General features: G+C 33.9%; 8 protein-coding genes. 4 read left to right on the plus strand and 4 right to left on the minus strand.

Annotation, left to right across the window (positions count from 1 at the left end; genetic code table 11):
• Window positions 1-486 precede the first annotated feature (486 nt).
• A complete protein-coding gene (locus M666_RS01825) occupies window positions 487-2,139 on the minus strand; it encodes a RagB/SusD family nutrient uptake outer membrane protein (protein WP_029444859.1) in 1,653 nt (550 codons plus the stop codon).
• Window positions 2,140-2,160: 21 nt separating this feature from the next.
• The gene (locus tag M666_RS01830; RefSeq protein WP_029444860.1) at window positions 2,161-5,286 is read right to left on the minus strand and encodes a SusC/RagA family TonB-linked outer membrane protein; all 3,126 of its coding nucleotides are present in this window, start codon (window positions 5,284-5,286) and stop codon (window positions 2,161-2,163) included.
• Window positions 5,287-5,654: 368 nt separating this feature from the next.
• Between M666_RS01830 and M666_RS01835 the strand changes: the two genes are divergently transcribed.
• From M666_RS01835 to M666_RS01845, 3 genes are all read left to right on the plus strand, one after another.
• Window positions 5,655-6,251, plus strand: coding sequence for a ribonuclease HII (locus M666_RS01835; protein WP_029444861.1), 597 nt, complete (start codon window positions 5,655-5,657; stop codon window positions 6,249-6,251).
• A gap of 56 nt (window positions 6,252-6,307) precedes the next feature.
• On the plus strand, window positions 6,308-8,764 hold the full coding sequence (locus M666_RS01840) for a hypothetical protein (protein WP_029444862.1): 2,457 nt from the start codon (window positions 6,308-6,310) through the stop codon (window positions 8,762-8,764).
• A 110-nt stretch (window positions 8,765-8,874) separates the two neighbouring features.
• Window positions 8,875-9,573 carry a TapB family protein gene (locus M666_RS01845; protein ID WP_029444863.1) on the plus strand — a complete coding sequence of 233 codons (699 nt, stop codon included), beginning with the start codon at window positions 8,875-8,877 and terminating at the stop codon, window positions 9,571-9,573.
• Between the two features lie 22 nt (window positions 9,574-9,595).
• Here the strand turns inward: M666_RS01845 and lipB are convergent, their stop codons facing one another.
• Both lipB and M666_RS20190 read right to left on the minus strand, forming a co-directional pair.
• Window positions 9,596-10,312, minus strand: a complete 717-nt coding sequence (lipB, locus tag M666_RS01850) for a lipoyl(octanoyl) transferase LipB (RefSeq protein ID WP_029444864.1) — start codon at window positions 10,310-10,312, stop codon at window positions 9,596-9,598.
• 35 nt (window positions 10,313-10,347) lie between these two features.
• On the minus strand, window positions 10,348-10,506 hold the full coding sequence (locus M666_RS20190; protein WP_074538220.1) for a YqaE/Pmp3 family membrane protein: 159 nt from the start codon (window positions 10,504-10,506) through the stop codon (window positions 10,348-10,350).
• Between the two features lie 167 nt (window positions 10,507-10,673).
• On the opposite strand from M666_RS20190, the gene lysS reads away from it, so the two are divergent.
• Complete coding sequence (gene lysS, locus M666_RS01855) at window positions 10,674-12,365, plus strand: lysine--tRNA ligase (RefSeq protein WP_024478899.1); 1,692 nt, start codon at window positions 10,674-10,676, stop codon at window positions 12,363-12,365.
• Window positions 12,366-12,480: the final 115 nt, after the last annotated feature.

Raw genomic sequence — 12,480 nt, forward strand, 5'->3', positions numbered from 1 at the left:
TTTTAATACTAAAGAGGAAAAATATGAATTATTTAAGATAATTAACAAAAAAACAGTAATCGACTCAATTTAATACTAGTAATCCTGAGATTAATGATGTATTATACACTTTTAGTTGAATATTTAGAAAATATACTCATAATTACAACAGTTCTCAACACTCCCAATTTTAAGTATAAATTTTCCAAAAACACCTAAAAAATCTTCTTTTCACAAAAGAAATAAACTATTCAACATTATTTCCTGCTTCCTGATTGTTAATTCCTTTCTAGCCGTTTACAAAGATGTCAAAACGTTACAACTAATAAGCCACAAGCCCCCCCCCCTGTAAACGATTGTTTTTAAACATCAAAGCCACTCAAACGATGACATAAATAGATAAAATCTTAAAACAACAGAAAACACAAAATATCACCTCTTTATTTTACACAAAAAAAGGCCTGAAAAATAATATTTTCAGACCTTTAAGTTATTTAAGTAAAAAAATTAATTTTGATCAGAAGAGGTCAAATTTGGATTAGCATCTATCTCTGCTTGTGGAATTTTAAAAATCCAATTATTATTCTCAGAAGGTCTAGCTTGTTGATATCCATCTTGATACAGTACAAAAGAGGCTCCTGAACCTCCATTAGCGGCATGATCGATTCCATCATCCCAACGTATTTTATCTGTATACAAGAAACCTTCTCCCCATAATTCTACACCGCGCTGAAACTTAATATGATCCATCAATGCATCTTGCGTGTTAAAAACTGTAGCATCATAAGCGCTATCTCTAGCACCACCTAATTGCTGCAGAGCAGTTTGCGCCGCGCCAATATTTCCTAACATAGTTTCAGCTTCCGCCTCAATTAAATACATTTCAGAAGAGCGCATATAAATGATATCATCCGGATCTGTAGATCCAGGGTTAGCGTTACGCAACTTAACTTGCATATAAGGATGAAGATTAAAAGCTGCTTCTGTCAAACCATAAATGTTTTTTAACCTAAGAACTTCCTCATCAAAAGCATCTTCTGTTGGATACAATGGATTCGTATTATTTTCATACCCTCCTAACCCATTTGATGCCGAACCATTAGTATTAGGAGCATCTACTAAAAATAAATCTTTTCTATAATCAGTATCTGGAATTAAATCAATTAATCTTTTATCCGCAATTTTTGGGTTAGACCTCACCTGACTTCCATTAAATGTGTTAGAAATTAAATAAAAATAAGAGCGGAAAAATACGGTCTCAGTAGTTATTACATTACTCCCCCAAATAACCTCAGGTAACAACGTCGTATTGAATCCACTTTTATAATCTTCCTCATCCATTAAAGGATAATTTTGACGTGCCGTTACTGCCGCCGCAGCTGCTGTAGCCCAGTCACCTTTAGATAAAGCAATACGAGCTTTCAAACCATAAGCAACATCTATATTTAATTGAGATTTAGCATCTGCAGAACCCGTTGATCTAGAAGTCGCATTTTCAAAATAGCTTATTGCTGAATCAATATCCGATTCCATTTGAGTATAAATCTCTGCGACTGTAGATCGTGGCGCACTAGAAAAAGGAGAGTCCGAAGAAAACAACAAAGGCACTCCTGGATCTGTAGAAGGACTACCTATTAAATATCCTTTAGCATAATGCTGAATTAAAGATAAGTATGCATAGGCTCTATACGAATAAGCTTGGCCAATAATTTCACGAAGTCTATCATCTTCTACAACAGTACCATTAGTTGCATTATTAATTAAGGCATTGGCACTAGCTATTGTATTATAACGCGCATACCACAGTTGTTCTGATGTTAACGAAGTTTCTTGAGTATGAGAGGTCCATTGAGCCTCATTTTGCCATCCTAAATTATTTGCAACAGCAGAATGAATCATACCACCCGCCAAGTTATCTCCAAGCGGCACCCAATAATGATTACCAGACCTATTACTATCTCCTCCAGAAAAAATAGTTTGAGATTGAGCATATTGCCCACGATGTAAGCCATTTAAGACTAAGGCCATATTCTCTGTTGTCGCAAAGGCATCAGCTGCGGAAATAGCATCCGTTGGAGTCGTTTCTAAAAAATCATCTTCACACGAGGTCACCACAATAGCTGCTATTGCAAGAAACACTAATTTTATATTTTTAAACATAATACTTGTTATTATTTTTATTTAAAATCCTACATTTAAGCCAATAGATATAATCCTAGCGGGGCTAAAATCGTTACCTGATCCTGTTCCTGCTAAATTATATTGAGGATCTAATCCTGTTCGCTTACTTTTTAGAAATAAATTCTCTCCAGATAAAGAAACTCTTAAATTATCAACACCAATTGATTCTGAAATTACGTCATCGAAAGTATATCCTAGATTTACATTTTTAAGTGTCCAAAATGATGCATCTGTTAGAAATCTAGTAGACTGTGTCTGTACTAAATCTGCATTTCCGTTTTCCAACCTAGGCACGCTGGTAATATCACCAGCCTGACGCCAAGCATTAAGAATATCTGGATGAAAAGAACGCCCAAAACTACCTTCATGCATCATAGCGGAATAAGCATTATCTAGGATTGTTCCTCCAATACCATAGTTAACAAGAACGTCTAATGAAAAACCTTTATAACTGATACTATTTGATATAGACCCTAAAAGATCTGGAATAGAAGTATCTCCCGTGTAAGCTCTCTCTGTTTCCTGCCAGTCATTTGTAGTCTCCTGAACCCCTTGAGCATCTAACACCGGAATACTATTACCGTCCGTATCAAGTTCAAACATTAAGAACAATTGATCTCCATTTGATGGATCAACTCCTGCGGTATGAAGTAAATAAAAATCATATCTTGAACGACCTTCTTCCCAACGTTTTGAACCATTAATAAATGGGTCTGGCAAGCTAGTTATCTCATTTTTGAAAGTTGACGCCTGTAATGTCAAATCCCATCTAAAATCATTCTTATTAATTAAATGTGAAGTTAATCCAATCTCAAATCCTGAATTAAACATATCTCCGATATTCGTAGGAAATACATTTAGACCATTACTTAATGCTATTGGCAAATCATACAAAAGTTCAGAAGAATTTCTTTTGTAATATTCTACAGTACCATCAAACAAATTATTAAATAACGCAAACTCTAAAGCCAAATCAAAACTCTCTACAGTTTCCCATTGTAAATTACTATTCCCTATTTCCGACCACACAATAGCAGGTGTTCCTGCGTTAGATGTTAAAGAGTATCTTGCTTGAGACAAAAAGAAGTCTCCTAAATTGTCATTTCCAACTTCCCCATAAGAACCCCTTACCTTCAATTGATCAATAAATGAAACATTATCCATAAAAGCCTCCTGATCTATTCTCCATGAAGCACCTACTGAATAAAAACTTCCCCATCTTGCATCAGTACTAAAAACAGACGAACCATCTCTCCTTACAGAACCACTGATATAATACTTATTAGCATAATTATAATTAGCTCTAGCAAAATAACTCTCAAGAGTTTTATTTGTAGTAGACCCTCCCAAGCTCACTGGAGTTGCAAAGTTATCTAACTCAAAAATACCCTCTGCTGTTTGATCAATTGCCAAACCGTCAACATCAGAAAAAGTTCTTTCAAAACTTTCATGACCCGCAGTAATATCAAAATTGTGAGTATTATTAAAACTCTTATTGTAAGTAAAAATTTGATTGAAGTTTTCTACCTCTCTTCTAAATCTAGTTTCACTAAACCTTCCTGTTGGCTGAGCATCTCCAATTATATTGTTTTCATATTCTTTTTCAATACCCTCGTTGATATCTCTACCGTAATTTAATTTAAAATCAAGTCCTTCTAACAATTTAAAATTTGCATACATTCTAAAACCGTATGTATTATCGTTATCGCGCTCATCATTTAACAGAAGTTCCTGCAAAGCATTTCTCCCTTGATTAACAGGTCTTGTACCTATATTATATTGTGCAAATCCTTCTCCATTATCAAAAACAGGATTACCTCCTGCATCTAAAACTAAATTTCCTTGCAAATCATTTACGTATACAGGATAGACAGAACCTATATTTTTTGCAAAACTAAAAGGATTTACAATACCATCATCTCCTGCTGAAGATGGACCCGAAGCTTCTGAAATTGTAATATTAGCACTACCACCCATACTTATCCAATCATTAACATCAAAATCCCCTCTCAAACGAGTTGTCAAACGGTCAAATTTAGAAGTAACAACATACCCTTCTTCTTCCAAGTATGAAGCCGAGAAAAATACTGTATGATCATCTCCACCACCTGATATATTTACATCGTAATTACTTCTAACTCCCGTTCGCTCCATTACATCATACCAGTTTAAACTGTTATAAATTAAATTTGCGTCAGGATTCAACCTTCCATCCGTCCCTACGATTTGATCGTTTGGAACATCAAAAGGATTGTAACCCAAACTGTTATATATGTTTGCAGATGCAAAAGCAGCATCTCCACCGCCAGCACTAGAATTTTTCAAAGCCTCCCAAGCAGTTTCATAATATTGACCAGGAGTAACTTCATCATACGCTGCAATACCTCTAGACACCAAACCATGCGTAGCTGAAAAATTAACTTTAATACCTCCTTTTTTACCGCTCTTAGTGGTTATTAAAATAACCCCATTCGCAGCTCTAGATCCGTATAGTGACGTAGAAGCAGCATCTTTCAAAACAGTAAACGACTCTATATCATTTTGATTAATTGTATTCAATGCACCTTCATACTGTACTCCATCAACGATATATAATGGATCAGAAACACCGTTAAGAGTTCCGACACCTCTAATAACAATATTAGGAGATGAACCCGGTCCACCGCCTGAAGTGAACTGAACACCAGTAGCCCTACCTTCTATTGCAGCAATAGGAGACGTTACGCTTCTCAATGCCAACTCTTCAGAAGTTACAACACTGGCTGATCCTGTAAAAGCTTCTTTCGTAGTAGTTCCGTAAGCAGTTACAATCACCTCTTCTAAAGCCTCAGCATCTTCTTCCATTGTGACAGAAATTACACTAGAAGCTCCAATTAATTTTTCAATAGTTTTTTGTCCGATATAACTAAATTTTAAACGCGATCCAACAGTAGCGCTTATAGTATAGTTTCCATCAAAATCAGTTTGCGTCCCTTTAGTTGTTCCAACTATTAGAACAGAAACACCAGGTAACGACAAACCAGATTGATCCGTCACGACACCCGTAATTGTTTTCTCTTGTGCAAAAGAAAAACTCATAATTAACACAAATGTCAGTGTTAAAATTTTTGTCAAGTTTAGTTTCATTTAGATATATTTTGAATTAGTCTTAAACAAAACTGCTGTTTTTTTGCTTACCAAAAAATAATTTAACGAAATACAAATTGATTATGTTAAATTTTAATTATTTTTTACGAGATAACCCCTCATGAATTATTAACATTGACACAAACACACCTTTTAACATAAATAATTAAATTAAAAACATGATTTTAACCCAATAATTGTGAAATAAAATAACAACAATAGTTGATAGCTATTTTTTCGTAATCCTTTTCCTCCTTTTAAGTAGCCTAAGTAGAAAAAATACTTCCAAAAATTTATAGACTTAAAATTACTCCCTAATTAAATTCTTAATTTTACTTAATAATTAACTTAACAACTGACCTTTAGAAATGCTCAAAAAATTCCATCTCTCTAAAAATGAAATAGGCACTGATGAAGCCGGTCGTGGCTGTCTTGCAGGACCCGTTACTGCAGCTGCAGTGGTGCTTCCCGAGAAATTTAAAAACAGTTTGTTAAATGACTCAAAAAAATTATCTGAGATTAATCGATTTACACTAAAACCAATTATAGAAGATTTAGCACTGTGTTACGCTGTCACCCACATTGAACCCTTGATTATTGACGATATTAATATTTTGAATGCATCGATACTGGCCATGCAAAAATCTGTACTAAAATTAGATACCGCAGCTAGACACATTATCGTTGATGGAAATAGGTTTAAACCTATGGAGAACTACACTTATGATTGCATTATTAAAGGTGATAGTAAATATATGAGTATTGCAGCTGCTTCTATATTAGCCAAAACGTATCGCGATGAAGTTATGAACCTACTTCACGAGGAATTTCCCATGTATAATTGGAAACAAAACAAAGGATACCCTACCAAAGAACACCGAGCCGCTATTAGAAAATACGGCATTACAAAATACCACAGAAAAAGCTTTAAACAACTACCCGAGCAACTAGAATTAAAGATATAGCTGTACATTTAAGAATATCATCGTTTTAATTTTAAATTTGCAAAAAAGCTGCCTTCATGAAATTTAAAGTTTGCATTTTCATTTTCATCCTATTTATTAGTTGTAAGAAAGAAGTAAACACCCCTTCTACTCTTCTGGAGCGTATTCCTCAAGATGCAGCTATACTTATTAAAATCAATGATTACGATCTTTTTGTAAGCGAATTAAAAAATAACTCCTTTTTAAAGGAGTACCAACAGACGACCCATTTTTCAGAAAGTTTTGATTACCTAAAACTCCTATCGCACCTAAAACCTAGCAATGAAAGCATTCTTAGCTTCATTGAGGTTGGAAAAGGAAAACTAGATTATTTTTTTAAAACCAAAACCTCTTCAGCATTATTAGATCTAAAGAGTATTCCCAATAAAACAATAGAAGAAATAAAATACGAGAACTACACCTTCACCAAAGCAACCCTTGAAGACCAAATTGCCTATATATATAAGGTAGAAGAATATACCTTTATTTCTTCTTCACAATTATTGATTGAGAACTTAATAAGGACCAAAGAATTTCCAGAAACGGATCCAAAACTAAAAAAACTTTACGATTCTAGTAGTAATCGTAAAGCTGCAGTTTTATTTTTGAATACTAAATACTGCCAAAACCTAACAGCCTCTTTGAAGGAAACGAGCACTTTTGATTTAGCTGATTTCTCTGATTGGATTTCTCTAGATGCAATACTTAAACAAAACGAGTTAAAACTAACAGGAATTAGCACCTGCAATGATGGCAACCACACTAAATTTGCATCTTTATTTGCTAATGTTAGTCCCGCCTTAAACAGCACGCAATTCTACGCCCCGATAAATGCACAATACATTACCTCTTACACTTTCAAAAATTTTGACAACTACTATAAAAATCAACAAAAATATTTAGAGGCATTACCTAAAAAAGATACTACATTTCAAGCCGTACAAGAACTAGGGATCATTGGTTTATCAAATGATAAGGTAATATTACTACAAACCCTAGACGCCGAGTATCTCGTAGAGATTCTCACCAAAAACTCTAACAACACTATAAATTATCAAGGGAATGAAATCCTGAAGCTTACCAACACATCGTTCCTAGAAAGCTTTAAAGCAATTCTGCCTAAATTTGAAACTAACTATGCTACTATTTTAGAAGAGATTATTATATTTTCAGAAAACTTAGAGCCCTTACAAAATACGATTAGCAACTATAAGAATGAAGCTACATTTGATAAATCTGAAGTGTACCATAGCGTAAAAAACACGATTGCAGATGAGTCTAACATCCTATTCATCTCTTCATCCGAAGGACTCTCTAATTTTCATCAAAATGATATAAAGGAAGATGTTTCAGAACAGCTTTCTAATATAGATTTCAATGATCATGTTGTCATAGGTCAATTAGTTTCTGACAAAGATTTTTTTCATACCAGTATTTTATTAAAAAAAATAACCACACAGAGTGAAAGTAACCTAACAGCACCATTGTTCACTGTTCAACTAGATCATAACATCGAATCGGAACCACAATTTGTAGAAAACCATCTTACCAAAAAACACGAAATTATAGTTCAAGATGTTAATAATATTCTTTACTTGATTTCTACAGAAGGAAAGGTCTTATGGAAAAAACAATTGGAAGGTAAAATTAGAGGGGAAATTTCTCAAGTAGATTTATATAAAAACGGACGCCTACAATTTGCCTTTACTACAGATAACCAATTCTTTATTCTAGATAGAAACGGAGAAGCTGTCGCCCCTTTCACAATGACTTTTGAAGATGCACAATTAACTAGTCTTTCTGTTTTTGACTATGATAATACTAGAAATTATCGCTTTCTCGTTACCAATAAATCCAACATAGCCATGTTTGACAATTCTGGAAAACGCGTAGATGGCTTCAATTTTAAAGACACCGGAAAAACCATTACTAAAGCTCCTAAACATTTCAGATTTAACAAAAAGGATTATATAACATTTCCCCAAGAAGATGGGACCCTACGAATACTTAGCCGCGTGGGAGCAGACCGAATTACGGTAAAGGAAAAAATAACTTTCTCCGATAATGAGGTTTATAATTTTGAAAATCAATTTACAGTTACCGATGATAAAGGCACACTTCTCCAAATTGATGAGAAAGGAAATGTTGACAAAAAAGATCTAAAACTCTCTAAGGACCATACTATTGACGCTTCTACAAATACCCTAGCCGTAATGAATGAAAATACATTAATGGTAAAAGGTAAAAAAATTGAGCTAGAACTGGGTTTATATTCAAAGCCCAAACTATTTTTTAATAATAAGAAATTATATGTGAGTGTAACGGATTTGCAAAATCAAAAAATATATTTATTTGATAGCAGCCTAAAGTCTATTCAAAACTTTCCTGTATTTGGTAATTCTTCCATTGATTTATTAGATATGGATAATGATAAAAAATTAGAATTTGTCGCTAAAGACCAGGAAAACTCTATAATTGTTTATCGCATCAATTAATCTTTTAAAAGAAGTTAGTTACACAAGTTCTACTTCCATCTACACAAATCACCTCATTATTAGGTACTTCATGCTCTATCTTGTTCAAAGAAACACTAAAATAGAAAATCATGAGAAATCTATTTATCGTACTAATTATTAGCCTTCTATACATTCCGAAGGTAGTGAGCCAAATAAACTGTAGTAGGTACTACCCTCTAGAAGAAGGTACTAGCTTTGAATACACTTCTACCAATAAAAAAGGTAAAATAGAAAGTACTGCCAATTATATGGTTTCAAAAGTAAGCAACAGCGCAAATACTACTGTAGCAGAAATGACGATTAATTTAAGTGATAAAAAAGGTAAAGAAATTATACAGTCTAGCTATAACATTACGTGTACAGGATCTGGAGTTAAAATTGATTTCCAATCTCTAATGGCAGGAGATATGATAAAACAATATCACGAAATGGATATCGATGTAGCACTCACGGGTACAGACATAGAACTCCCTAATGAATTGAGTATTGGTCAAGAACTGACCAATGCCAATGTTACTATGAACATAAGCATGGCCGGAATGAACATGAAAACTATAGTAAATACGATAAACAGGAAAGTTGAAAAAAAGGAAAACATTACTACCATTTCTGGTTCTTATGAATGCTTTGTTATCTATAGTGAGAATGAATCACAAGTAATGGGAATAAAAAGAACCTACCCCTCTAGACTATGGCTTACTGAAGGTATAGGAATGGTAAAACAGGAAAGCTATAAGAGCAATGGAGATTTAATAAGTACTACAACATTAACCAAGTTTAACAAATGATTACCAAGTAAAAAACCGAGGTCTAGACCTCGGTTTTTTCTTTTATAAATTCTGCCTCAAATAAAACAGAAAAATGCTTTAACAGCTTTTCTTTCACTTCTTCCATATTTACATCTTTTTGCCCCAATTCTACATTTAAAGAAGTCACTGCTTTATCTTTTATTCCACAAGGTATCATTAAATCAAAATACCCTAAATCTGCATTTACATTTAGTGCAAAACCATGCATGGTTACCCATCTACTAGCTCTAACTCCCATGGCACATATTTTACGAGCGAAAGGGGTGCCTACATCGAGCCAAACCCCTGTTTCTCCTTCAGAGCGTTCCGCTTTGAGACCATACTCCTGCAAGGTTAGAATAACTACCTCTTCTAAGAAACGAAGGTATTTATGAATGTCCGTAAAAAAATTATCTAAGTCTAAAATCGGATAGCCTACAATTTGCCCTGGACCGTGATAAGTAATATCCCCTCCTCTATTTATCTTGTAAAAGGTAGCACCTTTAGCATTTAGTTGAGCTTCGTCAATAAGAAGATTACCCATATCACCACTTTTCCCTAAAGTATAGACATGAGGATGCTCCACAAAAAGAAGATAATTTGTAGTCTCAAGTGTTAATTCCTCTCTTCTATTTCTAATTTTAGTCGCTATAATAGACTTAAAAAGCATCTCTTGGTAGTCCCAAGTTTCTTTATAATCTTTTAGCCCTAGATCTTTATATATAACAAGCTTATTCATGCCTACAAAGATACAAAGACCTATATTATACGAAACTAATTATCAGGGTTATTTAAGATCACCAAAGCTGCAATAACGCCTGGCACCCAACCACAAAGGGTTAATAAAAAAACGATAATAATAGAACCGCAGCCTTTACCAATTACAGCTAAGGGTGGAAAAAAAATAGCTAAAAGAACTCTCCAAATACTCATTTTGATTGATTTTGATTGATTTTGATTGATGAATGTACCTATTAGACGATAAAGCTAAATATATGTTACAGTATTTTAATAAAAATGATATTTAGCAACATTTACTTTTTTTCAGATTGATGAATTGGAGCATTGTACCTATATTTGCAGCCTTAATAAGTAGAAAAATGCAACTCACAGAACAAGAGGTAATCCGAAGAGAGAAATTAACCAAATTAAGAGAATTAGGTATTGATCCTTATCCTGCTGCTTTATACCCAGTAGATACAACTTCAAAAAGTATTAAAACTGACTATAAAGAAGGTAAAAAGGTTATCGTTGCCGGTCGTTTAATGCGTAAAAAAATACAAGGAAAAGCTTCTTTTGCCGCTTTACAAGATAGTGAAGGGCGCGTGCAATTGTATTTTAATAGAGATGAAATTTGCCCTGAAGATGATCATTCTAAATACAACGATATCTTTAAAAAATTAACAGATTTAGGTGATATCATTGGTGTCGAAGGAGAGCTTTTTACCACTCAAGTAGGAGAAAAAACGGTACTCGTAAAAGACTTTACTATTCTTTGTAAATCTTTACGCCCGCTACCTTTACCTAAAGTTGATCCTGATGGTAAAGTGCATGATGAATTTAATGATCCGGAATTACGTTACCGTCAGCGCTACGTAGATTTAATCGTAAATCCGTCTGTAAAACAAACTTTCATTAAAAGAACCAAAATCACGAATAGTATTCGTCAGTTTTTTAATGACCGTGAATATTTAGAAGTAGAAACACCTATCCTACAACCCATTCCCGGTGGTGCATCTGCGCGCCCGTTTTTAACACACCACAATGCGCTAAACATTCCGTTATACTTGCGTATTGCGAATGAGCTTTATTTAAAAAGACTAATTGTTGGTGGTTTTGATGGGGTCTATGAATTTTCTAAAGATTTTAGAAATGAAGGTATGGACCGTACCCATAATCCAGAATTTACAGTAATGGAACTTTATGTTGCTTACAAAGATTACAATTGGATGATGGATATGACAGAGCAACTTTTAGAGAAAGTAGCTATAGACGCTAATGATACTTCAAAAGTAACTGTGGGTAAAAATGAAATAGAATTTAAAGCTCCGTACCCAAGAGTACCCATTCTTGAAGCTATAAAAGAGCATACAGGCTATGATGTTGCCGGTATGGATGAAGTAGAATTAAGAGAAGTTGGTAAAAAATTAGGATTGGAAGTAGATGAAACAATGGGGGTAGGAAAACTTATTGATGAAATCTTCGGAGAAAAATGTGAGCACTTATATATTCAACCAACATTTATCACAGATTACCCTAAGGAAATGAGTCCGCTTACCAAACAGCATAGAGATAATCCTGCACTTACGGAGCGTTTTGAGTTAATGGTAAATGGAAAAGAATTAGCAAATTGCTATTCAGAGTTAAACGATGCTATAGATCAAAGAGAACGTTTTGAAGAGCAATTGAAATTATCTGCTAAAGGAGATGATGAAGCTATGTTTATAGATCAAGATTTTATTCGCGCCTTGGAATATGGTATGCCTCCTACTGCTGGTATTGGTATTGGTATTGACCGCTTGGTAATGCTGATGACTAATAATTCATCAATACAAGAGGTTTTATTCTTCCCACAAATGAGGCCTGAGAAAAAAGCTTTGGAACTTTCTGATAATGAAAAAATAATTTTCGAAATCTTAAAAAAGAAGCAAGAAATGCCACTAGCAGATCTTAAAACTGAAGCAGATTTAAGTAATAAAGCTTGGGATAAAAGCATAAAAGCTTTAGGAAAAATGGGCGTATTAAAAGTTACCAAAACAGAAACTGATTTAATTGCTGCACTTAAAGAATAACAATTCAGTTTAATTTATAATTAAAGGGAAAGACCGTAAAAGGCTCTTTCCTTTTTTTTTGCTCTGAAACCACTCCCATAGGTTTTAAAACGAAACAAAGCCCCTGATAAATCAA

Source organism: Cellulophaga baltica 18, from assembly GCF_000468615.2.
Taxonomy (GTDB): Bacteria; Bacteroidota; Bacteroidia; order Flavobacteriales; family Flavobacteriaceae; genus Cellulophaga; species Cellulophaga baltica.

What these genes read in the sequence shown, in the direction of transcription:
- M666_RS01825 (WP_029444859.1), bottom strand. Translation starts at nt 2,139, where the DNA reads ATGTTTAAAAATATAAAATTAGTGTTTCTTGCAATAGCAGCTATTGTG.
- M666_RS01835 (WP_029444861.1), top strand. Translation starts at nt 5,655, where the DNA reads ATGCTCAAAAAATTCCATCTCTCTAAAAATGAAATAGGCACTGATGAA.
- M666_RS01830 (WP_029444860.1), bottom strand. Translation starts at nt 5,286, where the DNA reads ATGAAACTAAACTTGACAAAAATTTTAACACTGACATTTGTGTTAATT.
- M666_RS01840 (WP_029444862.1), top strand. Translation starts at nt 6,308, where the DNA reads ATGAAATTTAAAGTTTGCATTTTCATTTTCATCCTATTTATTAGTTGT.
- lysS (WP_024478899.1), top strand. Translation starts at nt 10,674, where the DNA reads ATGCAACTCACAGAACAAGAGGTAATCCGAAGAGAGAAATTAACCAAA.
- lipB (WP_029444864.1), bottom strand. Translation starts at nt 10,312, where the DNA reads ATGAATAAGCTTGTTATATATAAAGATCTAGGGCTAAAAGATTATAAA.
- M666_RS20190 (WP_074538220.1), bottom strand. Translation starts at nt 10,506, where the DNA reads ATGAGTATTTGGAGAGTTCTTTTAGCTATTTTTTTTCCACCCTTAGCT.
- M666_RS01845 (WP_029444863.1), top strand. Translation starts at nt 8,875, where the DNA reads ATGAGAAATCTATTTATCGTACTAATTATTAGCCTTCTATACATTCCG.